20 protein-coding genes are annotated in these 24,744 nt (G+C 69.1%); 6 read left to right on the top strand and 14 right to left on the bottom strand.

Annotated features, from left to right (window positions below):
* From PQB87_RS38695 to PQB87_RS38640, 12 genes are all read right to left on the bottom strand, one after another.
* Complete coding sequence (locus PQB87_RS38695) at nucleotides 1-3,144, bottom strand: multidrug efflux RND transporter permease subunit (RefSeq protein WP_489244606.1); 3,144 nt, start codon at nucleotides 3,142-3,144, stop codon at nucleotides 1-3.
* Nucleotides 3,145-3,164: 20 nt separating this feature from the next.
* Nucleotides 3,165-4,322: an efflux RND transporter periplasmic adaptor subunit gene (locus PQB87_RS38690; protein WP_111940502.1), complete on the bottom strand. Its 1,158-nt coding sequence runs from the start codon at nucleotides 4,320-4,322 to the stop codon at nucleotides 3,165-3,167.
* Nucleotides 4,323-4,596: 274 nt separating this feature from the next.
* The gene (locus PQB87_RS38685; RefSeq protein WP_111940500.1) at nucleotides 4,597-5,346 is read right to left on the bottom strand and encodes a 4'-phosphopantetheinyl transferase family protein; all 750 of its coding nucleotides are present in this window, start codon (nucleotides 5,344-5,346) and stop codon (nucleotides 4,597-4,599) included.
* A 52-nt stretch (nucleotides 5,347-5,398) separates the two neighbouring features.
* Nucleotides 5,399-5,839, bottom strand: a complete 441-nt coding sequence (locus tag PQB87_RS38680; RefSeq protein WP_059685906.1) for a hypothetical protein — start codon at nucleotides 5,837-5,839, stop codon at nucleotides 5,399-5,401.
* A gap of 57 nt (nucleotides 5,840-5,896) precedes the next feature.
* Entirely contained in the window at nucleotides 5,897-7,333 is a 1,437-nt protein-coding gene (locus tag PQB87_RS38675; protein ID WP_258403806.1) for an efflux transporter outer membrane subunit, read from the bottom strand.
* Between the two features lie 50 nt (nucleotides 7,334-7,383).
* Nucleotides 7,384-8,298: an HlyD family secretion protein gene (locus tag PQB87_RS38670; protein WP_489244603.1), complete on the bottom strand. Its 915-nt coding sequence runs from the start codon at nucleotides 8,296-8,298 to the stop codon at nucleotides 7,384-7,386.
* Nucleotides 8,299-8,322: 24 nt separating this feature from the next.
* Entirely contained in the window at nucleotides 8,323-8,517 is a 195-nt protein-coding gene (locus tag PQB87_RS38665) for a DUF1656 domain-containing protein (protein WP_027792350.1), read from the bottom strand.
* Nucleotides 8,507-10,609, bottom strand: coding sequence for an FUSC family protein (locus PQB87_RS38660; RefSeq protein ID WP_489244601.1), 2,103 nt, complete (start codon nucleotides 10,607-10,609; stop codon nucleotides 8,507-8,509). The genes PQB87_RS38665 and PQB87_RS38660 overlap by 11 nt, the downstream gene beginning before the upstream one ends.
* A gap of 100 nt (nucleotides 10,610-10,709) precedes the next feature.
* Nucleotides 10,710-11,633, bottom strand: coding sequence for a LysR family transcriptional regulator (locus PQB87_RS38655; protein WP_059685911.1), 924 nt, complete (start codon nucleotides 11,631-11,633; stop codon nucleotides 10,710-10,712).
* Between the two features lie 201 nt (nucleotides 11,634-11,834).
* Nucleotides 11,835-12,359 (bottom strand): flavin reductase family protein, encoded by a 525-nt coding sequence (locus tag PQB87_RS38650; protein ID WP_021164278.1) that lies wholly within the window; start codon nucleotides 12,357-12,359, stop codon nucleotides 11,835-11,837.
* 66 nt (nucleotides 12,360-12,425) lie between these two features.
* Nucleotides 12,426-13,652: an FAD-dependent monooxygenase gene (locus PQB87_RS38645; RefSeq protein ID WP_489244599.1), complete on the bottom strand. Its 1,227-nt coding sequence runs from the start codon at nucleotides 13,650-13,652 to the stop codon at nucleotides 12,426-12,428.
* Nucleotides 13,653-13,692: 40 nt separating this feature from the next.
* A complete protein-coding gene (locus tag PQB87_RS38640; protein WP_230942759.1) occupies nucleotides 13,693-14,739 on the bottom strand; it encodes an LLM class flavin-dependent oxidoreductase in 1,047 nt (348 codons plus the stop codon).
* 285 nt (nucleotides 14,740-15,024) lie between these two features.
* On the opposite strand from PQB87_RS38640, the gene PQB87_RS38635 reads away from it, so the two are divergent.
* The 4 genes from PQB87_RS38635 to PQB87_RS38620 all read left to right on the top strand — a co-directional run bounded on the left by PQB87_RS38635 (nucleotide 15,025) and on the right by PQB87_RS38620 (nucleotide 19,192).
* Nucleotides 15,025-15,825 carry a 2-amino-3,7-dideoxy-D-threo-hept-6-ulosonate synthase gene (locus PQB87_RS38635; RefSeq protein WP_021164281.1) on the top strand — a complete coding sequence of 267 codons (801 nt, stop codon included), beginning with the start codon at nucleotides 15,025-15,027 and terminating at the stop codon, nucleotides 15,823-15,825.
* 52 nt (nucleotides 15,826-15,877) lie between these two features.
* A complete protein-coding gene (locus PQB87_RS38630; RefSeq protein WP_489244597.1) occupies nucleotides 15,878-16,942 on the top strand; it encodes a 3-dehydroquinate synthase II family protein in 1,065 nt (354 codons plus the stop codon).
* Nucleotides 16,943-16,991: 49 nt separating this feature from the next.
* Nucleotides 16,992-18,092, top strand: a complete 1,101-nt coding sequence (locus PQB87_RS38625; protein ID WP_021164176.1) for a 3-dehydroquinate synthase II family protein — start codon at nucleotides 16,992-16,994, stop codon at nucleotides 18,090-18,092.
* A 77-nt stretch (nucleotides 18,093-18,169) separates the two neighbouring features.
* Nucleotides 18,170-19,192, top strand: coding sequence for a methyltransferase (locus PQB87_RS38620; protein ID WP_060318928.1), 1,023 nt, complete (start codon nucleotides 18,170-18,172; stop codon nucleotides 19,190-19,192).
* A gap of 33 nt (nucleotides 19,193-19,225) precedes the next feature.
* Here PQB87_RS38620 and PQB87_RS38615 read toward each other — a convergent pair whose 3' ends face one another.
* Complete coding sequence (locus tag PQB87_RS38615; RefSeq protein ID WP_059685921.1) at nucleotides 19,226-19,933, bottom strand: FadR/GntR family transcriptional regulator; 708 nt, start codon at nucleotides 19,931-19,933, stop codon at nucleotides 19,226-19,228.
* Between the two features lie 302 nt (nucleotides 19,934-20,235).
* Here PQB87_RS38615 and PQB87_RS38610 point away from each other — a divergent pair, with 302 nt between their 5' ends.
* Nucleotides 20,236-22,485: a TonB-dependent siderophore receptor gene (locus tag PQB87_RS38610; RefSeq protein WP_489244595.1), complete on the top strand. Its 2,250-nt coding sequence runs from the start codon at nucleotides 20,236-20,238 to the stop codon at nucleotides 22,483-22,485.
* 161 nt (nucleotides 22,486-22,646) lie between these two features.
* Complete coding sequence (locus tag PQB87_RS38605; protein WP_489244593.1) at nucleotides 22,647-23,561, top strand: alpha/beta hydrolase family protein; 915 nt, start codon at nucleotides 22,647-22,649, stop codon at nucleotides 23,559-23,561.
* A gap of 236 nt (nucleotides 23,562-23,797) precedes the next feature.
* Here PQB87_RS38605 and PQB87_RS38600 read toward each other — a convergent pair whose 3' ends face one another.
* Nucleotides 23,798-24,586, bottom strand: a complete 789-nt coding sequence (locus tag PQB87_RS38600; protein WP_153491120.1) for an HNH endonuclease family protein — start codon at nucleotides 24,584-24,586, stop codon at nucleotides 23,798-23,800.
* Between the last annotated feature and the right edge of the window lie 158 nt (nucleotides 24,587-24,744).

Here is a 24,744-nt window from a genome sequence, read left to right as displayed (position 1 = left end):
TCAACCTTCATGTTCGTGAGTCACGGTGGCGGGCTTCTTGCGGGAGGCCTGCCAGGCCGAGATGCGTTCCTGGATGCTCATCACGAACACGTAGAAAACCGGAACGAAGAAGATGGCCAGCACGGTAGCGGTCACCATGCCGCCGAATACGCCGGTACCGATCGCGTGCTGCGTTTCGGCGCTGGCGCCGGTCGCGATCATCAGCGGCACGACACCGAGGCCGAATGCGAGCGAGGTCATCAGGATCGGGCGCAGGCGCAGCTTCGATGCCTGCACGGCCGCTTCGATCAGCCCCTTGCCTTCCTCGCGCAACTGCTTCGCGAACTCGACGATCAGGATCGCGTTCTTGGCGGACAGGCCGATCACGGTGATCATCCCGACCTTGAAGAACACGTCGTTCGGCAAGCCGCGCAGCAGGACCGCGCCGATCGCGCCGATCAGGCCGAGCGGCACCACCAGCATCACCGACAGCGGGATCGACCAGCTTTCGTACAGCGCGGCGAGCACGAGGAACACGACGATCATCGACAGCACCATCAGCATCGGCGCTTCCGACGCCGACTGGCGTTCCTGGAGCGACTGGCCGGTCCACTCGACCGCGAAGCCCGGGGGCAGTTGCGCGGCCAGTCGCTCCATCTCGGCCATCGCGGCGCCGCTCGACTGGCCGGGGGCGGCCGAGCCCGAGATACGCGCGGACGGATAGCCCTTGAAGCGCACCATCTGCAGCGGCGTTTCGCTCCACACCGGGCGAACCACTTCGGACAGCGGCACCATGCCGCCGGCCGCGTTGCGCACGTACAGCTTCATCACGTTGTCGATCTGCATGCGCGCGGGTGCGTCGGCCTGGATGATCACCTGCTGCATGCGGCCCGCGTTCGGGAAGTCATTCACGTAGGTCGAACCCATCGCGGTCGTCAGCGTGTCGCTGAGCGTTGTGAACGACACGCCGAGCGCCTCCGCCTTCGCGCGGTCGATCTCGAGCCGGATGCTCGTGCCGGCCGGCAGGCTGTCCGGATACACGCCGGTCACGACCTTGCTTTGCGCGGCGAGTTCGAGCAGCTTCGCTTCCGCCGCCTTGAGCGCCGCCGTGCCCTGGTTGGCGCGGTCTTCCAGGCGCATCGAGAAGCCCGAGCTGTTGCCGAGTTCATCGATCGCCGGCGGCAGCAGGCTCAGCACCGTGCCTTCGGTCACGCCGGCCATCGCCTGCTGGGCCATCATGCCTTCCTCGAGGGTCGACGAGTCGCCGCGGTCCTTCCAGTCCTTCATCACGGACCAGTTGATCGCCGCGTTCGGGCCCTGCCCCGAGAAGCCGTAGCCGATCACGGAAATGCTCGACCGGATTGCCGGACGCGCAGCAAGATGCTTCTCCAGCGTCTTGACCACGTCATGCGTACGCTCGGAGGTAGCGTCTGCGGGCAGCAGAAAGCTGGTGATGAAGTAGCCCTGGTCCTCGTCCGGCAGGAACGACGACGGCAGGCCGCGGAAGCCGAGCACCAGCGCGCCCGAAATCGCGACGAACACCAGCATCACGCGGCCCGTGCGGCCGACCAGGCGGCCGACGCGGGTTTCATACCATTTCGTCAGGCGATCGAAGCGGCGGTTGAACCAGCCGAAGAAGCCGCGCTTCTCGTGGTGGCCCGGCTCGACCGGCTTGAGCATCGTCGCGCACAGGGCCGGCGTGAGCGTCAGCGCCAGCAGCGCCGAGAACAGGATCGATACGGCCATCGACATCGTGAACTGCTTGTAGATCACGCCGACCGAGCCGCTTGCCATCGCCATCGGCAGGAACACCGCGGTCAGGACCAGCGTGACGCCGATGATCGCGCCGGTGATCTCCTTCATCGCCTTCGACGTCGCGTCCTTCGGCGACAGGCCTTCCTCGGCCATCAGGCGTTCAACGTTCTCGACGACCACGATCGCATCGTCGACGATGATGCCGATCGCGAGCACCATGCCGAACATCGTCAGCACGTTGATCGAGAAGCCGGTCAGCAGCATCACCGCGAACGTGCCGAGCATCGCGACCGGCGCGACGATGGCCGGGATCAGCGTGTAGCGAACGTTCTGCAGGAACAGGTACATCACGAGGAACACGAGCACCATCGCTTCGAGCAGCGTGTGCAGTACCTTCTCGATCGAGATCTTGACGAACGGCGACGTGTCGAGCGGGATCGAGTAGGTCATGCCCGACGGCATCGACTTGCTCAGTTCGGCCATGCGCGTGCGGATCGCATCCGCGGTCTTCACCGCGTTGGCGCCCGGCGCGAGCTGCACCCCCACGAGGGAGGCCGGCTTGTTGTTCTCGCGGCTCACGAACATGTAGTTCTGCGAGCCGAGCTCGACCCGCGCGACGTCGCCGAGCACGACCTTCGAGCCGTTCGCGTTCGCACGCAGGACGACCTTCGCGAACTCTTCCGGCGTCGTTAGCTGGCCCTGTACGGTGAGCGGCATGGTCACGCGCTGGCCCTTCAGTGCGGGCAGCGCACCGAGGCTACCCGGCGCGATCTGCACGTTCTGCTGGCCGATCGCGGTCGTCAGGTCGCTCGTCGACAGGCCGTAGTTGATCAGCTTTTGCGGATCGACCCAGATGCGCATCGCGCGTTCCGAACCGAACTGCAGTACGCGGCCGACGCCGTCGACTCGCCGCAGTTCCTCGGAGACGCTGCGTGCCATGTAATCGGAGAGCGCGCCCTGGTCGAAGCGGCCGTTGTCGGAGCGCAGGCTGACGATCATCAGGAAGCCGGTCGACGCCGATTGGACGATCAGCCCGTTCTGGCGCACGGCCACGGGTAGACGTGGCTCGACCGACTTGATCTTGTTCTGTACGTCGACCTGCGCCAGCGCCGGATCGGTGCCCGGCTTGAACGTCACGGTGATCTCTGCCTGGCCGGACGTATCGGCCGACGATTCGAAGTACAGCAGGTTCTTGACGCCGGACAGTTCGCGCTCGATGAGGCTCAGCACGCCGTCGTTCATCGTCTGCGGCGTGGCGCCCGGGTAGTTGGCGGTGATCGTGACGGACGGCGGCGCGACCGACGGGTAGCGCGCGACCGGCAGTTGCGGGATCGCGATCAGCCCCGCGAGGATGATGAAGAGCGCGATCACCCACGCAAACACCGGGCGGCGGATAAAGAATTCAGCCATGACTGGAGGCTCCTCGTGGCTCAGTGCGCGGACGCGGTGGTCGCGGCGTCAGGCGACTTCCAGTCGGTGGCGGCGACCGGTGCGCCGTCGGTCAGGCGTTCCATCCCTTCGACGACGACTTTCTGGCCGGCCTGCAGGCCCGACTTGATGCGATAGCTGCGGTTCGTCAGTTCGCCGACTTCGACGGCCTTCAGATGCGCGGTGCCCTTCGCGTCGAGCACCCACACCTGCGGCTTGCCGCCGGCACGCACGACGGCCTGTTGCGGCACCGTCACCGCGTTCGCGTAGTGCGCGCGCGGAATGCGGGCACGCACATACATGCCGGGCAGCAACTGGCGCTTCGGGTTGTCGACCAGCACGCGCAGCAGCACGTCGCCGGTGCCCGGATCGACGTTGACGCCCGAGAACAGCATGCGGCCCTTCACGTCGTAGCGCGAGTCGTCGTCGCGCAGCACGTCAACCGGCAGCCCGTTTGCCGTGGTGTCCGGCTGCCCGGCGAGCGCGCCGCGCAGCGAATCGAGCGACGCGGCCGGCTGGCGGACGTCCACATAAACCTGGTCGATCTGCTGGATGCGTGCCATCGGCTGGCTGTCGCTGCTCGCGACGAGCGCACCCTCGGTCACGAGGGCCTGGTCGATGCGGCCCGTGATCGGTGCCTCGACGGTCGCGAACTTGAGGTCGAGCTGGCGGCGCGCGAGCGTCGCGCGGGCCTGCGCGACGTCGGCGGCGGCCTGGTCGCGTTGCGACACTGAGTCGTCGTAGACCTGCCGGCTGATCGCGTCGGCTTCGACCAGCGGCTTCAGTCGCGTGGTCTGCACCTTGGCCCGTGCGAGCGCGGCTTCCGCACGTTGCAGCGCCGCCGCTGCTGTATCCATGTCGGCCTTGAACGGCGCCGGATTGATCTGGAACAGCGGCTGGCCCGCGCGGACTTCGGTGCCCTGTTCGAACAACCGGCGCTGGACGATGCCGCTGACCTGCGGGCGGATCTCGGCGATCCGCACGGCCGCGACGCGGCCAGGCAGGTCTTCCGTCACGTCGAGCGGCGTGGCGGCCACGGTCATCGCCGCAACCGGGATGGCCGGCGCGGCGGCCTGCTGTTCGGAGGGCCCGCAGCCCGCCAGCATCGCCGCCACCAGCGCACACACGGCGCCGTAGCAGGCTCGTTTCTGATTCTTCATGTGGACTCCATGGGACGCAGGCACCCGATGGCCCGCATTTTCGGTTCGCAGTGTGCGTATGCCCGATGGAGTTTTTTGTGCGGAAAGATGGAGGTTTGATGGAGGAGGCGAAAGAATCGCGGAGGGGCGATGCGGCGGCGGTGTGGGCGCTTTACATCCGGAGCGCGTGGTCCCATAACCGGGAACCTTCGCGCGTTCCCATGAACGGCATCCCATCATCGATGCCGACGGCGGCCGTCGCGCAAGCATGCGCCGCGAGGATTGCTGCGCCGGTTTATCCAGTCTCGACCGCGACGCAGGCCGACGCGCCGCTCGACGCCGCCGCCCGCAGGTGGCGATCGCGGTCGGCCAGCCAGTCCTTGCGTTCGCCGCGCCAGCCCACCGCATGGATCTTGTTCATCTGGCGCGCGGCAATGGTTGCCGCGCAGGCCAGGCCGGGGAGCGGGATGTCGAGCAGGCGCCAGCGGCCCGCATGCGGCGTATCGACCTCGCGGAACGGCCCCGCAAACGGCGCCAGCGACGCGAGCGTCGCGCCGTGTCCGCTTCCGCATGCGTTCGAGAGGCTGTCCAGCCGAAGCTGGTCGCGCGATGCCGGACCGGCGGGCGTGCCGGCTTGCGCCATGCCCAGCCCGATCGGGCCACGGGCGATCGCGATCACGATCCAGATGCCGGCGTGGCCGACCACGATGTCGAGCCCGTCCAGCGAGTCGCAGCCCGCGATCGCGATATGGTCGGCCTCGCGCTCGATCAGCGTGAGTTCGTCGGCGGCGCAGCCGGCCAGCGTCCCCAGGATCGCGCGCAGCGCCGACCGGCCGATCGCGAAGCGGCGACCGTGCGCGCGGTTCGGATGCATCCTGGCACGCCGCAGTTCCGTCTTCGACAGGCAGAGATGGCCTTGCTCGCTGGTGACGAGCTGCCATTCGCCGCGCAGTCGCCACAACAGGATCTCGCCCGGATCGGGAAGCCGCGACGGACATGACGCCAGCGTGTGCGAGCCGGTGATCGTCAGGGCGGGATAGCGCATGCCGGCCCCCGTGTCGGTGGCGGATGCGACGTGGCCCGGCGTGCCGGCCCCGTCATGCCTGTTGTCCGGTTTGCAGCGCGTCGTTGCCCGAATGCTGCCGCGTGAGCCGGGCGGCGAGCGAGACGGCCTGCCCGAACGACGCCACCGCGTGATGCGGAATCCCGAATGCCTTGACGGCGACCTCGCCCTGCGCGGCCACTTCCGCGCGCCGGTCGGGATCGGGTTCGACGCTGACGAGCGCCTTGCAGACGGCGCCCAGCTCGACCTTGTTCTGCTTGAGCCAGACGGCGCGGTGCTTGCGGTCGTCGTGGCTCTCGTCGTTATCGAGCTCGACGTAGACGATCACGAACGGCTCGCCGTGGCGCATCAGCGTGTCGATCTCGCCTTCCCAGCGCGGCGCGTAGCCCGGTGTCGCGTGTTCGGGGCGAAACACGCAGACCGGGAACAGCTGGATGTCGTGCAGCGCGAAATCATTCGGATTGAGAGCGGACATCGAGGGTTCTCCGTTGGATGAGCGACGCCGAAGCGTCGGGTGGCCGTGCGTGGGCATTCAATGCGCGCTCGCTTGCGCCGCACCGGCCTGCGCGACCGGCGGCGCGTCGCGCCAGCCGACGCCGAGCGACTTGTAGAGCGCGATCGCGCCCTGCACCTGGGCGAGCCGGCTGAGTGCGAGCGCATCGCGGGCGCGGTACGTCGCGCGCTGCGCCGTGAGCACCGACAGGTATTCGCCGAGGCCGTTGCGATACAGCCGCGTCGCGCGCGACTGCGCATCCTGGCTGCTGTCGACCGCCGCGGCGAGCATGGCTTGCTGGTCGCGCGCGGCGCCGATTGCCACCAGCGCGTCCTCGACATCGCGAAACGCGCCGCGGATGCGCTGCTCGTATGCGAGCCGGGCGGCCTCGGCGGCCGCGCGCGCGGCGTCGACGCCGGCTTTCGCGCGGCCGCCGTCGTACAGCGTCTGCGTGCCGTCGAGCGCGACCGACCATGCGACGCTCGCGCCCGAGAACAGGTCCTGCACGAGGCTCGCCGTCGTGCCGAGGCTCAGCGGAATCGCGAAATGCGGAAACTGCTCGGCGCGCGCGACGCCGATCTGCGCGGTCGCGGCGGCGAGCCGCCGTTCGGCGGCGCGAATGTCGGGGCGCTCGCGGATCACGTCCGACGGCAGCGTGACGGGCAGCGCGGGCGCGACCGGCAGGGTCGCGCCGGGCGCGCTCAGCGTGTCGCGCAGCGTTTCCGGAAAACCGCCGACGAGCACGCCGATCGCGTGGGCGAGGCGCGCGACGTCCTGCTGCAGCGGCGGCACCGCCGCCTGCGCGAGCTGCAGTTCGGCACGTGCCTGCGCGACCGCGAACGACGTGCCGAGGCCGCGCCGGTTCGAGCGCTCGGTCAGCTGCCGCGTGGCGTCGAGGCTCGCGACGTTGTCCGTTGCGATCCGCAGCCGCTCCTGGGTCGCGCGCAGTTCCGCGTAATCGGATGCAAGCTCGGCCAGCAGGCTCACGAGGATCGCGTGGCGATCGTCGTCGAGCGCGTCGACCTGCGCATCGGCGGATTCGACCGCGCGTCGCGTGCCGCCGAACAGGTCGAGTTCCCACGACGCATCGAAACCGAGCCGGTAGGTGCGCGACTGGCCGATCCCGGGCGGCCATTCGAGCGCCCGCGACGAGCGCAGCGCATCGGCGTTCCCGCCCGCGGTGACGGTCGGGCCGAGGCGGCTCGCGATCTGGTCGCGTTCGGCGCGCGCCTGCAGCAAGCGCTGGCGCGCGATCGCGAGATCCTGGTTGTGCGCGATCGCCTGCTCGACCAGCGCATCGAGCTGCGCATCGCCGAACGCGCGCCACCAGTCCTGCAACTGCGCGGGGTCGGCCGTCACCGTGTCGCGCGGCGCGATCCAGCCGGGCGGGTGCGCGGGCCGCGGCGCCACGTAATCGGGGCCGACCGTCGTGCATGCGGCGAGCGCGCACGCGCAGGCTACGACGAAGGCGCGCATGCGGCACGTCGCGCGCACCGGAGGGAACGGGCATCGCATCGTCGCCTCCGTCACATCCACGCGTGCAGCCACGACGCGAGCCGGCCGCGCGGCGTGCGCTCGCGCCCGTGTTCGCCGACTTCGACGCTGCACGTCATGCCGGCCGCCAGCAGCACGCCGGCCGGCACCCGGTCGATCTCGATGCGCACCGGAATGCGCTGCGCGAGCCGCACCCAGCTGAAGGTCGGGTTGACGGCCGGCAGGCCGAGTTCGTCGAGCGTGCCGTTTTCGTCGGCGATGCCGCGGCCGATGCTCGTCACGTGCCCGCTCAGCAGCGGATCGAAGCCCATCAGCCGGATCGTCGCGGGTGCACCCGTCGCGACGCGGCGCAGCTTGGTCTCCTCGAAATAGCCGGTGATCCAGAAACTGTGCGCGTCGAGCACCGAGATGCCGGGCTTGCCTTCGACCGCGTAGTCGCCGTGACGCAGGCGCAACTGCGTCACGTAACCGTCGACCGGCGAGCGCAGCGTCGTGCGTTCGAGGTCGAGCTTCGCGACGTCGAGCGCGGCCAGCGCCTTGCGGTGCTCGGCCTGCGCGATCGCCACCGCGCGGCTCGAGCGCTGGATGTCCTCCCGCGGCACGAGATCGTCGAGGCCGGTGCGCCGCTGCGCTTCGTCGCGCTTCTGGCGCATCGACTCGGCGGTCGCGGCGACCTGCGCCTCGGCCTGTTCCACCGCCAGCGCGAAGCGCTGCGGATCGATCCGGTACAGCACGTCGCCTTTCGCGACGCGCTGGTTGTCGACCACCGCGACTTCGACGACGGTGCCCGACACTTCGGGCGCGATCCGCACGACGTGCGCGCTGACACGCGCGTCGCGCGTCCACGGCGCGAGGACGTATGCATGGCAGAGCGCGGCGACCAGCACGATCGCCACGGCCACGGTGGCGAGCGTCAGCAGGGAGCGGGTGAGGGGTTTGAGCGACATGACGCGATACGTTCCGACGGGAGGCTAGAAATAGAGGATCAGCGTGGCGACCAGCACGAGCGAAATCGCGAACTCGAACAGCGCCGGATGCCACACGCGGCGCAGCACGCCGAGCCGGGCGAGCAGCGCGCGCACGGCCAGGTAGAGCGGCACGGTCGCGCACGCATAGACGAAAAAGGGCGGCAGGTAGATGCCGGCCAGCGGGAATTCACTGAGCATCGCGGGCGCGCTCCGGAACGGCGGTGAAATAGGCGGCGTACGTGTGCAGCAGCACGTAGACGTCGGCGAACGCGGCCATCAGCCACTTCAGTTCGGTGTTGCCCGGCTGCGCGGCGGCGAGGCCGGCCAGCGCGTGCGCGGCGCGCCGTGCATGCCGGGCCGCGCGCGGCGGGGCGGCCGCGTGCCGCGCGAGGCCCGCGAGCCCCGCCCGCACGCATCGTCGCGCGGGGTCGGGCAGGCCGTCGCGCGGGGCGCCGCGGCGGATCCGCAGCAGCTCCTTGCCGACGTGCAGCGCCGCGAGCGCCTCGATGCTCGCCTGCGTCATCGCGGCCGGCTGGCCGGCGAGCAGCGCGCCGAGCTGCGCGATGCGGTGCTGCTGGCGCTGCTGCCAGCCCGCCGCCGTGACGCGCCGGCCGGCCACGAGCGCGAGCGTGTCGTCGCGGATCGTGCGGCGCAGCCGCGTGGCGTCGGTGGCCAGGTTGCCCGGCAGGATCAACCGGAACGTGAGCAGCGTGAGGAACGTGGCGAGCACCCACGCGACCGACTGGTTCAGGAACAGCGCGACGTCGGGGCGGAACGGATTGGTCGCGCCGGTCAGCGTGTTGAACGCGACGAGATAGGCGAGCCCCGCCAGCGCGGTCTTCGGCACGCTCGTCGCGTAGATGCCGGGCATCCAGAACAGCGCGAGCGCGACGACGAGCAGCGGAAAGCCTTCGATGCGCGGCAGGATGCCGAACGCGCACACGAACGCGGCCGGCACGGCGAGCACCGTGCCCTTGATGAACGCCTGCGCGCCGGCGGCCGGGTTGCCGGCGGTCGCGAGCAGCGCGCAGTACGGCGCGACCACGAGCAGCATCATGTCGCCCTGGTTCCAGCCGGTCGCGAGCCAGAATGCGCCCGAGATCACGATCGCGCACGCGGCGCGCACGCCGTTGCGCAGGGCCGCGCCCGTGTCGCGGTGAAAGCGCACCCGCGCGGGCCGGTAGCCCGGGCGCGGGCGCTGCAGTTCGACGAGCCCGTCGAGCGCCGCGCGGTAGTCGTCGATCTGCTCGATCAGCCGCTCGCCGGCGATCAGCAACGCCGCATCGTCGCGCGGATCGCCGAGCGCGATGCCGTCGAGCGCGTCGCGCAGGCGTTCGCGCGCATCGCCGAGCAGCGCACGCGCGTGCGTCGCGCCGCCGGGGCCGTCGCCCAATGCGTCGGCGGCGGCCTGCCACGCGGCCGCGAGACGCGGCTGCAGCGATGCGACCGCGCGCGCGCCGGGGCTGTCGGCCGGCAGCGGCGGCATGCCGCCCGCGAGCGCGCCGAACAGCGCCGCCATCCCGTGCCGCACGGCGGCCGCGCGTTGCGCGAGATCCTCCGATTCGGCCTTGCCGAGCGCGAGCAGATCGTCGATGCCGTAGATGCCGGCGAACAGCGCGTGCCGCTTGTCGTCGGCGGGTGCCGCCGCGAGGCCGTTGCGCTGCGCGGCGATGACCCGCGCGACGTCGGCGGTGATGCGCGTTACCAGCGCGTCGAGCTTCGCGTGCACGTCGCGCGTGCCGAGCAGCATCGACACGAGGCTCAGGCACAGCACGCCGATCGCGACCGTCGAGCCGCGCCCGATCACGTGTTCGAAGGTCAGCTCGGGATGCTGCATCGCGCCGTAGGTCGCGAGGCCGATCGTGTAGCCGGCCACGACGGTGCCCGACGCGCGGAAGTGCCGCAGCAGCGTCATGCCCGCGACGCAGACGCCGAGCCAGAACGCGAAGCCGAGGATGAACAGCAGCGGCTGCTGCGCGAAGCAGCCCATCAGCACGAACGCGACGACCATCCCCGCGATCGTGCCGACCACGCGCCACACGCCCTTGCCGATCACCGCGCCCTGGACGGGATTGATCACGAGCAGCACCGTCGACGCGGCCGAATACGGGGTTTCCAGTTCGAGCAGGTACGCGACGCCGAGCGCGAGCGCGGCGGCGATGACCGAGCGCGCGACATACGCGCCGCGTGGCGTGAAGATGTCGATGCGCGCGATCAGCGCCGCGGCCGCGCGAGTCAGGCGGCGGGGCGGCGCCGCGACGGCGCGCGTCTGATCTGCTGCGTCATGCACTGCACTCGCTCCATGAGAAAGGACGAAGCCAGTCTACGGTCGCGCCATGCATGCCGAACAGTGACGTCTTTGCACTCGACGAGTGCGTGCGACGCATCCGTCATGCATGCGCCGCACGCAGCGCCGGCTGGCCGGTGCACAGCCCGCGCACGACACGCCGCAACCACTGGTGCGCGGGGTCGCTCTGGAAGCGCGGATGCCACGCCTGCGTGATCAGCACGGTTTCGAGCGGCACCGGCAGTTCGAACGTGCGCACGCCGAGCCCGGCCCGCACCGCGCCGCGCGCGAGATGCTCGGGCAGCGGCAGGATCAGGTCCGACGCCTGCAGCGCGAAGATCGCCGCATACGGCGTCGGCACGACGAGCAGCACGTGGCGCGCGAGCCCGCGCGCGGCGAGCGCGTCGTCGATCGGCCCCGCGGACTTGCCGCGCCGCGAGACGCCGATATGCGGCCAGCGCGCGAAGCGCTCGGGCGTGATGTCGTCGTCGAAGATCGGGTGGTCGTGGCGCGCGAGGCCGACGAAGGTCGTCGTGAACAGCGGCTGCACGCGAATCTCCGGCCCCAGGCGGCGCGACGCGCTGATGAAGAGGTCGATGCGGCCGCTGCGCAATGCGTCGTCGTCGACGTCGTCTTCCTCGGGCATGAAGCGCAGCATCGCGCGCGGCATCCCGCGCGCCATCTCCTCGAGCAGCCGGCTGCTGTGCAGGCCGACGAAGACGTCGTTCGCGCGCACGTTGAACTGCTTGTCGAGTGTGCCGAGATCGATTTCCGCGGACGGCGCGAGCAACTGCGATGCGCGCTCCACGGTTTCTCGGACGACGCCGCGCAGTTCGAGCGCACGCGGCGTCGGCACCATCTTGCGGCCGGCCTGCACGAAGATCGGGTCGCCGACCGTTTCGCGGATGCGCGCGAGCGTGCGGCTCATCGCGGGCGGGCTGAGGTTCATGCGGCGTGCGGCGCCGACGACGCTGCCCTCTTCGAGCAGCGCATCGAGCGAAATCAGCAGGTTCAGGTCGGGTGCCATCGGCTTCTCCGTTTCATCGCGTGCATGCGGCGCAATGGTAGTGCGTGATGTGCGCGCGCAGCGTGACTGCAGCGCACGCAACGATTGCGTGCGGCATCACGCGTGACGCACGCATCGGTGGGGTGGCGCGTGTTTTCTCGAGCGAACGGGCCGGGTGCGAACCCCGCGAACGAATGCTCGAAACAACGGAACGTGCGCCCGTCATCCGCCGCCTGCATCGGACGGCAGCGAGCGGACGGCGGCGAACGCGCCGTTCACGTACATCAGCGGGTTCACGTCGGCGGACATCGCGACGCGCGTGACCCGCCCGACCAGAATCGAATGCGAGCCGACCTCGACCTGTTCGAGCGTGTCGCAGAAGAACGACGTCTGCGCGTTCTCGAGATAGGGCAGGCCCGTCGCCGCGTCGGTACGCCATGCGTCGTGCGCGAAACGCGCGTCGGAGCCCGTCGTGCTGCACGCGAGCGCGAGCGGCACGTGGCAGCTTCGCAGCGCGTTCACGCAGAAGCGCCGGCGGCCGGTGATCGACGCATGAATGCTCGCGCGCCGGTTGATGCACACCAGCACGGTCGGCGGATCGAGCGCGACCGACGTGAACGAGCTGGCGGTCAGCGCGCACGGTGCGGCGGCGGCGCCGTCGCCGCCGGTCGTCACGATCGTGACGGTGGCGGCCACGCCGCGCATCGCCTGTTTCAGTTGCTGCGCAATGTCCACGGTGTTCGTCATGATGCGGTCCTGTCGCGAGGAGCCCCGGTACCGCGCGGGTCGCGCCGCGCGGCACCGGGGCGGGCGTCAAAGCTGGTACGCGTCGGCCCAGGTCCAGTGGTAAGACTTGAAGTCGGCGCGGCGCGACTTGAGCTCGGCGTCGCGCGCCTGCTGCTCGGGGCCGTCGGGCAGGTGGAATACGCCGCCGTTGCCGGCCGATGCAAGCTGGATCCGCGCGCTGCGGTCGATCCGCAGGCGCTGGTATTCGACCAGCGCGGCGCCGAGCGCGTCCTTCGACGCGAGCCCGGTCACGCACCGGCCGAGCACGACCGCGTCCTCGAGCGCCTGCGCCGCGCCTTGCGACTGGTACGGCAGCATCGGGTGGCATGCGTCGCCGAGCAGGCACACGCTGTCCCACACCCAGCGCGTGAGCGGCTGGCGGTCGTGCAGCGACCAGCGGCTCAGGTCCGACGCGCAGCGGATCAGCCCGACGAGGCGTGGATCCCAGCCGGCGAGCTCGGCCTCGAGCGTCGCGCGGTCGCCCTTGCTGCTCCACGATTCGCGCGTGCTGCCGTCGCCCGGCACGATCACGACGAGGTTCAGCAGCCGGCGGTCGCGCACCCAGTAATGAATCGCGTGCCGGCCGGGCCCGAGCCAGATCGTCACCTGCGGTTCCCTGACGATCTCGAACACGGGCGAGCGCGGGTCGATCGCATCGGCGTCGATCAGCGCGCGATACGCGTCGTCGCCGCTGTAGTGCGGCGCGTCGTCGCCGAGCAGCGCGTGGCGCAGCGTCGAATGAATGCCGTCGGCCGCGACGACGAGATCCGCGCGCCAGCGCGTGCCCGCCGCGTCGACGAGCGTCGCGCCCCCCGGCCCGTATGCGTCGAGGCCGCGTACCGCGATGCCGCCGAGGACGGCGACCGGCGGGCCGGCCGTGTACGGGTCGCGCACGGCGTCGAGCAGCGCGGCATGCAGGTCGGCGCGATGCGCGTTCCAGTACGGCGCGTTGAACTCGGCTTCGACATCGCCACCGAGCGGGAAGGTGCCGAGCAGGCTGCCGTCCTGCCAGCGGCGGCGGATCGTCGCGATCGGGGCGACGGCGGCCAGCCGCTGCCGGTCGAGCACGCCGAGCGCACGCAGCGCGCGCGTCGCGTTCGGCACGACCTGCAGCCCGGCGCCGACTTCCCGAAACGCCCGGCTCTGCTCGAGGACGGTGACCCGATGGCCGGCGCGCCGCAGCGCGAGCGCGGCGGCGAGGCCGCCGATGCCGGCGCCGACGACGATCGTGTCGAGTGACAGGGACGGTGTCATGGGCGAGCCCGTGGTGGATCCGGAAGGAATCGGCATGGCGTCATAGTCCCGGCAGCACGTCGCGGGCGAACACCTCCAGGTTGTTGCTCATCAGTTCGTACGGCTGCGCGCCGTAGTCGATGTGCCACAGGATCGCGTCGAGGCCGAGGTCGGCCTCGAGCGCGCGAATGCGCTGGCGCACGGTGTCGGGCGTGCCGAGCACGGCGGTTGCGTCGAGGTCGGCCGTGTCCATGCCGCCCATCTTGTTCTTCATCGCTTCGTTGTAGCCCTGGTAGGCCGGCGACTGCACCTGCTCCCACGACTTCGCCGCTTCCGCGAAATTGCGCCAGTGATGGCGCAGGCGCGGCTCCGCGAGTGCCAGCGCATGCGCGTCCGACGTGCCGATCATCAGCGGGATGCTGATCGCGACCTGCGGCTTGCGGCCGGTGTGGCCGTGATGGCGCTCGAACGTGTCGCGATAGAGCGCCACCATCTCCTGTGTCTTCGCGAGCGCGGCCTTGCGCGGCGGCGCGGCCATCAGCAGGTTGAAGCCGCGTTCGCCGATCCACTCGAAGCTGGACGGCGTGAGCAGCGCCGCGACCCACACCGGCGGGCGCGGCTGCTGCGTCGGGCGCGGCAGCGATTGCGCGTCGCGATAGCGGAAGAACGGGGTGTCCTCGCTGGCCGATTCCTCGGCGAGGAGCCGCACCGTCGCGTCGATCGTCTGCTGGAAGCGCGTCTTGCTCGAGTCGAGATCGATGCCGAACGCATCGAATTCGTAAGGCAGGAAGGCGCGCGCGAAGCCCAGCTCGAGCCGCCCGTTCGAGATCGCGTCGAGCTGCGCGGCTTCGGCCGCGAGCTGGATCGGATGATGGAACGACGCCTGGATGCCGCCCGTCATCAGGCGGATCGACTTCGTCTGCGCGGCCACGGCCGCGAGGAACATCAGCGGCGACGGGCTGTAGCCGCCGTACGGCTTCAGGTAGTGCTCGGTCATCTTCACGTACGTGTAGCCGAGCCGCTCGGACAGCGCGCTGAGCTTCAGCGCCTGGGCGTAATAGTCGGCCGCCGGGCGGTCGGCCGGGCCGGTATCGGGCAGGAAGGACACGCCGAACTTCATAGACACCTCACAGGTTGATGTGCTGCCGTTGTCTGCAAAGGGGAAGCGATGCCGCGACGAATGCGTCCCCCGGTCGGGAAACAGGATCGCTCGCAAGGCACTTGCAAGGATGATCCAATCATAGGATGATTGGGTCTATGCAAGTCTTACACGTCGCAAGATTTGCTGCAAGCGTTGCTCGGTTGTCGCTCCAGTTCCGCCCGCAAACGGGCACCCCGGGGGCAGGCTGAAGTCGAACGGGCCGGCCTTTCCATTTCTGGCGAGGAATCACGGATGAACGCTCTTCTATCGGTTTCTGGCAAGGCGCTCAGGATGCGGCGGGTGGTGCGTGCCGCATCGGGCAAGTGTCTGATGGTGCCGCTCGATCATTCGCTCGCGGACGGGCCGATCGCCCATCCGCAGCAGTTGCGGCAACTGGTTGGCGACATTGCCGCGCACGGCGGCGACGCGATCGTCGTGCATCGGGGCCGCGCGCGCTTCCTGGCGCCCGACGTGCTGAGCGATCTCGCGCTCGTCGTGCACCTGAACGGTTGCACGCGCTACGCGGAGGACGCGAACGCGAAGACGCTGTTCGCGAGCGTCGAGGACGCGCTGGCGAGCGGCGCGGACGCGGTCAGCGTGCACGTGAATCTCGGCTCTAAAACGGAATCCCAGCAGCTGCTCGACCTGAGCCGCATTGCGACCGAATGCGCGCGCTGGTCGCTGCCGCTGCTCGCGATGATCTATCCGCGCGGCCCCGGCCTCGGCGATCGTCCGCAGGCCGAACTGATCGCCCATGCGGCGAACGTCGCGGCGGATCTCGGCGCCGACATCGTCAAGCTGCCGTACAGCGGCGACGCCGCGAGCATGGCCGACATCATCGCCGGTTCGTCGCTGCCGGTGCTGGTCGCGGGCGGCGCGAAGCTGCCCGAAGACGAGTTCGTCGCGTTCACGTCGCGGGTGATGAACGCGGGCGCGCTCGGCATCGCGGCCGGCCGCAACGTGTTCGCCGCGCCGAAGGCCGCCCCGCTGATCCGCCGCCTGTCGGACGCGGTGCACGGCGTCGAGCGCCGCGCCGCGCACCTGGCCGCCTGATTCGCTGCGCCGGGCCGTCGTACCCGGTCTTTTTCGACCATCGAGGGTTTCCATGCATCGCTATCCGTGGATCGACCTGCGCGCGCTCGGCGCGCAGGCAGGCGCCGTCGCGGCCGACGCGGCGAGGGCCGGCGCGCGCCGCGTCGTGGTGGCCGAGGCCGGTCGCGAACCGTGCGCGGCCGGCGCGGCGGCGCTATTGACCGTTTCGACGGCGGGCGTCGCGACGCTGGTCGACGACGCGCATGCGCCGCTCGCGGGCGTTCGCGTGAGGATCGACGGCGCGGCCGATTTCGATGCCGCGCGCGCCGCGATCGCGCGGCACGCGCTCGTCATGCTCGACTACGCGCTCGCGACCACGATGCCGCTCGAGCGCCTGCTCGAGGGTGTCCGCGACGCCGCGTGCCGCATCGTCGTGTCGCTCGCCGATCCGCACGGCGCGGCTTACCTCGCGCGCAAGCATGCGCAGTCGCCGGTCGACATCGCGTTTGCACCGCGCGATGCGGCCGCGTTGCGCGGCGTGCTGGCCGCGTGCGGCGAGCTGCGCTCGCGCGAGCCGCTGAAGCTGAAGGCATTCGAGGTGCAGCGCGTCGAGCCGCTCGGCGTCGGGCTGCATGCGGTGATCGACGGCTGTTCGCAGCTCGACGGCGAAGAGTGCGTGCTGGCCGGCGCGAGCGCGACCAGCATGCTGCTCGTCGTCGCGGCCGGCGCCGCGCACCCGCCGGGCCGGCCGCTCGTGTTCGGCATCGACGCGGGCTCGGCCGAATCGTTCGTGTTCTGCGGCGGCGACCGCGCGCGCCAGCTTTCGCTGCTGCGTTCGGGCGAGCGGATCCTGACGGTCGGCGCGGCGGGCGACACGCGCGCGATCGTGGTCGGCCGCGTGCGGATCGAATCCGCGCCGCTCGTCGCGTTGCACACACGCAGTGCATCCGGCACGAGCACGCGTGTCGTGCTGCGCGGCGACCGCGCGGTGCGGTTCCGGACCGACGGCGGCACGGCCGTCGGGCTCGCCGATGTCGCGCCCGGCGTCCGGCTGGCCGGCTACGAGCCGGGCGCCGGCTGGGTGGATTGCCGGATGCGGGCCGCCGCGTCGCGTTCGGCCGTTTCCGTCAGTCGCTAGTTTCACTCTGTCATTCAACCTGCTTTATCCCCTTCGAAGGAGATTGGCCTTGAAGAAGCTTTCCTGGATTGACCTGCGCAACATCGGCGAGCTCGCGGACGAGATCACCGAGGAAGCGCTGCATGTCGGCGTGTCCGCATTCGTCGTGAAGGATGCGGAGCAGGCCGGGCGGCTGCCGCCGAGCGCGTGCAAGGTCGCGGTCGTCGATCGGCAGCCGGCCGATGCCGCGCTGCTCGAGCAGGTGCAGATCGTCCTCGTGAAGGACGGACTGCCGGTCGATTTCGCGGTGCCGGACGGCGTCGAGCTCGGCGTGTTCATCGAAGTGACGGGCGAGGCGACGCTCACGCGCGCGTGCGAGCTGTCGGTGTCCACGCCGTGGCTGCTCGTCGAATTCCTGCAGGACCCGAGCAAGATCCCGCTCGAGATCCTGCTGGCGGCCGCCGATCGCGCGGCGGGCGAGCTGATCACCGTCGTCGCCGACCTGGAGGATGCCGAAGTGACGCTGAACGTGCTGCAGCGCGGCCCCGAAGGCGTGTTGCTCACGCCGACGCAGGTCGGGCAGGCCACGCAGCTCGTGTCGATCTGCAGCGACACGGTCGAGGATCTGCAGCTCGAGGAAATCGAGATCGTCGGGCTCACGCACCTGGGGCCGGGCGAGCGCGTATGCGTCGACACCTGCTCGCGCTTCGAGCAGGACGAGGGCATCCTCGTGGGCTCGTATTCGACCGGCATGATCCTGATCAGCAGCGAGACGCACCCGCTGCCGTACATGCCGACGCGCCCGTTCCGCGTGAACGCGGCCGCGCTCCATTCGTATGTCGTCGCGCCGGACAACCGCACCCGCTACCTCGCCGAGCTCGAATCGGGCGCGGAGATCCTGGCCGTCAACGTGCAGGGCAAGGCACGCCGCGTCGTGGTCGGGCGCGCGAAGGTCGAGACGCGGCCGCTGCTGCTGATCGAGGCGAAGAATGCGGCGAATCGCGCGATCAACATCATTGCGCAGGACGACTGGCACGTGCGCGTGCTCGGGCCGAAAGGCAGCGTGCACAACATCACGGAGCTCAAGCGCGGCGACCGCATCCTCGGCTATACGCTCGATGCGCAGCGCCATGTCGGCTACCCGATCCGGGAATTCCTGCACGAGCAGTGATCCGCCTGCTTCGTTGACGATGCGATCGCCCGGTGCATCGTGCGCCGGCGCGGTCGAACCCTGTTCAGGAGTGCTTTATGGAAAATGCGGCAAAACAGGTGCTGGATACGCTGTTCGGGCGGTGGCGCAGCCGGATCCTGTACGCGGGCACGCGGCTCGGCGTGTTCGATGCAGTCACGACGGATGCACCGGTTTCGTCGGCCGCGCTCGCGGCGACGCTCGACGTCGACGAACCGCTGCTGTACCGGCTGCTGCGTGCGCTCGCCGCGCTCGGGCTGCTCGACGAGGACACGCGGCGCGGCTTCCGGGCCACCGCGTCGGGGGCGCTGCTGCACGCGGACGCCGCGAGTACGTTGCGCGATTTCGTGCTGTTGCAGGAAGGCCCCGAGCACTACGCGATCTGGGCGCACCTGCCCGACATGGTGCGCGAGGGGCAGCAGAACGGCTTCGTCCGCGAGTTCGGCGCGATGGCGTTCGACTATGCGAAGGATCACGAACGCTACCGAAGCGATTTCAAGCGCGCGATGTCGAGCTTCTCGACCGTGCAGTCGGAACAGGTCGTCGATGCGTTGCGCGACGTCACGTTCGCACCGGGCACGCACGCGTGCGACATCGGCGGCGGCCAGGGGCACATGCTGTGCAGCCTGCTGCGGCGGTTCGGCGCGCTGACCGGTGTCGTGTTCGACCTGCCGGAGGTGATCGACGGCGACGCGGACGACTGGGCGCAGCGGATGGGCGTGAGCGCGCGCTGCAGCAAGGCGGGCGGCAACATGTTCGACGCGGTGCCGGCCGCCGACGTCTACCTGCTGAAGCTGATCCTGCACGACTGGAACGACGACGAATGCGTGGCGATCCTCAGGCGGGCACGCGAAAGCGCCCGTGACGGCGCGCGCGTGTTCGTGATCGAGCGGGTCGTGCCGGCGCCGGGCGTCGCGCATTTCTCGAAGCTCTACGACATCCACATGATGTGCTGGGGCAGCGGCCGCGAGCGCACGCGGGACGAATACGACGCGCTGCTCGCCGCCGCCGGCTGGCGGCCCGCGGGGCTCCGCTCCGCGCCGGACGGGCAGATCGACGTGATCGAGGCCGTCGCCGCGTAGCGCGTACCGGGCAAACCGGACGTGCGGGGCCCGTCAGGCGGCGGGCGCCTCGCGCGTCTCGAGCCAGGTCATCTGCGGCTTGAGGATCGCGAGCGTCGCGCGCACCGCCTTGTTCTCGTCGCGCTGTTCGATCGCGTCGAGCACCGCCTGGTGCGCCCGCATGTCCGGCTCGGGGATCTCGGCCTCGTCGAGTTCGACGAGGATGTCTTCCACGTTCGCGAGGATCGAGCCCGAGAAATAGCGATACAGCGCTTCGAGCGCGTGATTGTGCGAGGCGGCGGCCACGGCGATGTGAAACGCGCGGTCGCGCTCGACGAACTTCTTCACGTCGCGCGACGCTTCGCGCTCGCCGCGCGCCTTCAGCAGCTTGCGCAGCGTCGCGAGATCCTCGTCGGTGCGCCGGCGCGCCGCGTAGCGCGCGCATTCCGTTTCGAGCATGCATTGCAGTTCGAGATGATCGCTGCGCGCGGCACGATCGACGTTGCGCATCGTTTCGGCCGGATCGACGTTGCGGCGCACATAGGTGCCGTCGCCCTGGCGCACTTCGAGCACGCCGGAATACGCGAGCGTGCGAACCGCCTCGCGCACCGTGTTGCGGCCGACTTCGAGCTGCTTCGCGAGATCGAGCTCGGTCGGAATGCGCTGGCCGACGCGCCAGATGCCGGAAGTGATATTGGATTTGAGGATCTCGATCGCGGAATCGACGAGCGAGTGTCGGGTGGCCGGGGGCAGGCTTGACATTACGTGTGTCGCTTGAAACTTGAGGGTGTCGCTATCCTATCATCCGATCATTCATTTGGTCGTTCAGGATAACGACATTCAAACGTGACATTTTGTTAACGTCAGACGAATAAACCTGCGGCCGATCGATGCACGCCGCACATTCGTCGATTGCGTCCACCGGCATTTACCCGCGTCGCGTCGGCGTAAATGATTCGCATTCGCTGTTCAGTCGAGGTCGCCGTTGCAAGAGCGGCCCGTCTCCGTACCCAAGGGCGCGACGTATCCGCCGACGCCCGTCTCCGCTTTCCGGATAACCCGACATGAATCGATCACACATCGGCCGCGATGCGCGGCCTGGATTTCCGTTGCCGTGCGCGGCGTTGCGGCGCGTGCCGGGCTGGGCGGCCGTGCTGGCCTGCGCGGCTACGATGCCGATCGCCGCTTCGGCTGCCGCGCAAGATGCGCCGGACGCGGGCGAGCCCGCGGATGCGCCGCTGCTCGCGCCGATCGTCGTCGACGGGCGGCGCGAGACGGGCGTCGGCCCCGTGAACGGCATCGCGGCCGACGTGTCGCGCGCGGGCACCAAGACCGACACGGCGATCGTCGAGGTGCCGCAGGGCCTGTCGGTCGTCACGCGCGAACAGATGGACCGGCAGGACGTGCACAGCGTCGGCGACAGCCTGCGCTACACGCCGGGCACGTACGCGGACTCGCGCCCCGGCGGCGTGCTCGAAAGCGTGTTCCTGCGCGGCTTCGGCGGTTTCGCGGCGGCAGCGATCAATCCGCAGATGCTCGACGGCCTGCCGCTGCCGAAAGGCGTGAACTGGGCCGCGAGCGTCGTCGATCCGTGGACGCTCGAACGCATCGACGTCTTGCGCGGCCCGGCGTCCGTGCTGTACGGGCAGGCGAGCCCCGGCGGCATCGTCGACATGGTCAGCAAGCGGCCGACGCGCGACGCGCAGCACCTGCTCGCCGTGCAGACCGGCAACCGCGATCGCGGGCAGCTTGCGTTCGATTTCAGCGGGCCCGTGACGCAGGACGGCACGTGGCGCTACCGGATCGACGGCCTCGCGCGCCGCGCGGACGAGCAGATCGACTATTCGCGGCAGCAGCGGATCGTCGTCGCGCCGTCGCTGACGTGGCAGCCGAACGCCGATACGAGTTTCACGCTGCTGGGTTCGTTCCAGCGCGATCCGCACAACAACTTCGCGGGCTGGCTGCCGGCCCTCGGCACGCTGTGGCCCGACGCGGGCCGGCGGATACCGACGCGCTTCTATCCGGGGCTGCCCGGCTTCGACACGTACGACCGCACGCAGGCGATGATCGGCTACGCGTTCGAGCATCGTTTCGATTCGACGTGGAAAGTCCGGCAGAACGTGCGCTATACGCATCTCGACGTCGACTTCGCGGGCGCGGCCGTCAATTTCGTCGCGCCCTACCTGGCGCCGGGCGTGCTGAACCGTTCGCTGTCGTGGTCGCGCGAGCACGTGAACCATCTCGCGCTCGACAACCAGGCGGAGATGCGCGTGATGACGGGGCCGGTCGAGCATACGGTGCTGGCCGGGCTGTCGTACGAGCATGCGGTGGCGAACCTCGTCGGGTCGGGGTTCGGCGCGGCGCCGTCGCTCGATACGCGTGCGCCCGATTACGGGCAGCCGTTCACGGCGCCGCCGATCGGGCAGCAGACGCGCCAGACACCCGACCGGATCGGCGTCTACCTGCAGGACCAGGTGCGCTGGGATCGCTGGGTCTTCACGCTCGGCGGGCGCGAGGAATGGTCGCGCACGACGACCGACGACCTGCTGCGCTCCGCGAGCGTGCGGCAGAGCACGCGTGCGTTCACCGGGCGCGCGGGGGCCGTTTATCTGTTCGACAGCGGCTTTGCGCCGTACCTGAGCTATTCGACGTCGTTCGAGCCGGCGCTCGGCACGCGCTTCGACGGCCAGCCGTTCACGCCGACGAAGGCGAAGCAGTTCGAGGTCGGGCTGCGCTACCAGTCGCCGGACCGGTTGCAGAACGCGTCGATCGCCGCGTTCGACATTCGCCAGCGCAATGTGCTGACCGCCGATCCCGAGCATCCGTTCTTCAACGTGCAGACGGGCGAGGTGCGCTCGCGCGGGATCGAGCTGGAAGGGCGTTCGCGCATCTGGAAGCAACTGGACGTGATCGCCGCGTACACGTATCTCGACACGACGGTGCAGGCCGATACGGACGCGGCCGTCGTCGGCAAGCGCGTGGCGGCGGTGCCGCGCCATCTGGCGTCGCTGTGGCTCGACTACGCGGTCGACCGGCCGGGGCTGCGCGGGCTGAGGGTGGGCGGCGGCATGCGCTACGTCGGGCGCAGCGCGGGCGACAACGTCAATACGTTCGACGTGCCGGCCGTCGTGCTCTTCGATCTCGGGCTGTCGTACGACCTGGGTGTCGAGCGGCCGGCGTGGAAGGGGTGGCGCGTCGCGGCGCACGTGAACAACCTGTTCGACCGGACTTATGTGTCGTCGTGCTTTTCGGCGGGAGGGTGCTTCTACGGCACGCGGCTGACGGTGACGGGGGATGTCAGTTACCGGTGGTGACGGCGGGTGACGATCAGGATGCCGGTGCCGGGGGTGCGGCCGGTGCGGGCTGTACGCATGCGGCCGGCCCGGTTGCGGCGCCGCACGGATACACTGTCGCCTTCGCGGTACGCATCGCCACAGCCTCGCCCGTCATCCCTGGATTCGTGGAGAGATTGCCCATGAGCATCGTCGTTCGTCGAAACCGGATCGCCATCCCCCTGTGCCGGGTGCTGATCCCGGGCGTGTTGATCGCTTCCGTCGCCGGCTGCGCGGCGACGGCGGTCGAAGACACAGCCATTGCCCCCGATCTGCATGAAACCGTCGTCAAGGTGCCGGTCGACGAAGGCGGGCGCACACGCGACATCGTCGCCACGACCTACATGCCGGACGGCCCCGGGCCTTTTCCGCTGATCGTGCTGAGCCACGGCAGCCCGCCCGATCCGCGCGCACGGCCGAAGGTGGGACGCTACCGCGCGTTGCCGCAGATCCGGACGTTCGTGCAGCACGGTTTCGCGGTCATCGTGCCGATCCGCCGCGGGTATGGTGCGACGGGCGGTGTCGACGAAGAGGATGCGGGGTCGTGCCGGCATCCCGATTACCTCGCTGCCGGCCAGCAGGCCGCGCGCGATGTGCTCGCGGCCGTGCGGTATGCGCAGACGTTGCCGCAGGTGGATCGAAGCCGCGTCGTGCTGGTCGGGCAATCGGCGGGCGGCTTCGCGTCGCTGGCGGCGGCGAGCTACGCGCCGCAGGGCGTGGTCGCGGTGGTGAACTTCTCGGGCGGGCGCGGCGGGAATCCCGCAACGCATCCCGGCATGCCGTGCGATCCGCAGCAGATGGCCGACACGATCGGGCATTTCGCGAGCACGACGCGCGTGCCGGTGCTGTGGCATTACGTGCAGAACGACAAGTATTTCTCGCCGGAAGTCGTGGCGACGTGGTTTGCCGCGTTTCAGGCGGCGGGCGGGCACGGGCAGATGATCGTCGAGCCGCCGTTCGGCAAGAACGGCCACGGGATGTTCGCGGTCAAGGACGCGATCCCGATCTGGCTGCCGCATTTCGAGGCGTTTGTCGAGCCGCTTGTCGCGATGAAGTAGGGGGGCTCGAGGCCAGCGTCCGATTTGATCCAGGGTTAACCGAATCGGGACGTAGTGGGCTGGCACCTGTCAGCCGGGGTATCCGGCCGCTGGGCGAACGGCAAACTTCGCGCTTGCATGTCGGGACTGCGGGCAATCTCACGAAGTCAAAGATATTTTTCCTGATCATGTGAGGACGCCATCCACCCACGTGCCAGCAATCGTTACTCCAATCGCCACGAATATCGCACCGTAAATCAGTTGCCGAGAACTTCCTGGCGACGCTTAGGTTCCACCCCGACACAAAAATCCTTAGGCGCTAAATTTTCGTATTTATCCATCAAACGGACAGATTCTCGATCCAATAAATCCTCCACCATCGCGGAATATGGCTGGTTAGGTTCTGCATACTGGTATAGAGACAAAAATTCTGTAAACGCCTCGTCCTGCTGTTCCGTGGCGAATGGCTCAGGCATGAGCACCGCTCTGTCGAGCATCTTTTCGATGAAGACGACGCGTGCCCGTATCTCCAACAACCGTGACGTACGCAATTCCACTAGGCCTTGGCGGTTAAGTCCGAATACGCGGTAGGTGTGCCAACCATAAGGATCAGGAGAGTCGCCGTTCATGCGCGGCCCGACCAGACTTAGGCTCCGCTCCTGCAGCCACATCAAGTGATCGCTTGGATTCCGCCGTGTGGGATCAATGAGGGCTGCGTCCTCCGCGTTGTAATCGTCTGACTCGATAACCGCGTATTTCGCACCCAAGATTGGAAACGCGTCTCCCTTACCGAGGTTGAAGCGACCGTCAACCTCGTCAGTCAACGGGTCATAGGCTAACTGCTGTGCTTCTTGGTACCTTCGACGATTGCAATCGATGCAAGATGCGAGAAGGTTGTCCCAACGAGCAGCAAGCCACCAGTAACCCGGATGTTCGGGGCACTCTGCAACTCGCCCCTTGGGCCTGAAATGCTCGACATCCGTGGGTTGCACCGCTTTGATGCTCGATTCGCAGTACGCACACTTTCCGTGAAACAGCTTGTTCAATGCATCTGCGACATCTTGCTGCCGGTACGCTCGAAAAGTGAACTTTTCCCCGGGCTTGTCACTAAAGTGCTTAGTAGCTCGTGCGTGCTCACGTGCAGCAAGACATTTTGGGCCTTCCAGCGAGGGGGGCACGGGTACCTCAGTGCGATCAACTCGTC

Source organism: Burkholderia sp. KL41 (genome assembly GCF_057005415.2).
The sequence above is the reverse complement of the archived record's forward strand: the minus strand, read 5'-3'. Positions and strand labels throughout refer to the sequence as shown.

Excerpts from the sequence above, each read along its gene's own strand:
- PQB87_RS38695 (WP_489244606.1), bottom strand. The coding sequence starts at position 3,144 with ATGGCTGAATTCTTTATCCGCCGCCCGGTGTTTGCGTGGGTGATCGCG.
- PQB87_RS38690 (WP_111940502.1), bottom strand. The coding sequence starts at position 4,322 with ATGAAGAATCAGAAACGAGCCTGCTACGGCGCCGTGTGTGCGCTGGTG.
- PQB87_RS38685 (WP_111940500.1), bottom strand. The coding sequence starts at position 5,346 with ATGCGCTATCCCGCCCTGACGATCACCGGCTCGCACACGCTGGCGTCA.
- PQB87_RS38680 (WP_059685906.1), bottom strand. The coding sequence starts at position 5,839 with ATGTCCGCTCTCAATCCGAATGATTTCGCGCTGCACGACATCCAGCTG.
- PQB87_RS38675 (WP_258403806.1), bottom strand. The coding sequence starts at position 7,333 with ATGCGCGCCTTCGTCGTAGCCTGCGCGTGCGCGCTCGCCGCATGCACG.
- PQB87_RS38670 (WP_489244603.1), bottom strand. The coding sequence starts at position 8,298 with ATGTCGCTCAAACCCCTCACCCGCTCCCTGCTGACGCTCGCCACCGTG.
- PQB87_RS38665 (WP_027792350.1), bottom strand. The coding sequence starts at position 8,517 with ATGCTCAGTGAATTCCCGCTGGCCGGCATCTACCTGCCGCCCTTTTTC.
- PQB87_RS38655 (WP_059685911.1), bottom strand. The coding sequence starts at position 11,633 with ATGGCACCCGACCTGAACCTGCTGATTTCGCTCGATGCGCTGCTCGAA.
- PQB87_RS38650 (WP_021164278.1), bottom strand. The coding sequence starts at position 12,359 with ATGACGAACACCGTGGACATTGCGCAGCAACTGAAACAGGCGATGCGC.
- PQB87_RS38645 (WP_489244599.1), bottom strand. The coding sequence starts at position 13,652 with ATGACACCGTCCCTGTCACTCGACACGATCGTCGTCGGCGCCGGCATC.
- PQB87_RS38635 (WP_021164281.1), top strand. The coding sequence starts at position 15,025 with ATGAACGCTCTTCTATCGGTTTCTGGCAAGGCGCTCAGGATGCGGCGG.
- PQB87_RS38630 (WP_489244597.1), top strand. The coding sequence starts at position 15,878 with ATGCATCGCTATCCGTGGATCGACCTGCGCGCGCTCGGCGCGCAGGCA.
- PQB87_RS38620 (WP_060318928.1), top strand. The coding sequence starts at position 18,170 with ATGGAAAATGCGGCAAAACAGGTGCTGGATACGCTGTTCGGGCGGTGG.
- PQB87_RS38615 (WP_059685921.1), bottom strand. The coding sequence starts at position 19,933 with ATGTCAAGCCTGCCCCCGGCCACCCGACACTCGCTCGTCGATTCCGCG.
- PQB87_RS38610 (WP_489244595.1), top strand. The coding sequence starts at position 20,236 with ATGAATCGATCACACATCGGCCGCGATGCGCGGCCTGGATTTCCGTTG.
- PQB87_RS38605 (WP_489244593.1), top strand. The coding sequence starts at position 22,647 with ATGAGCATCGTCGTTCGTCGAAACCGGATCGCCATCCCCCTGTGCCGG.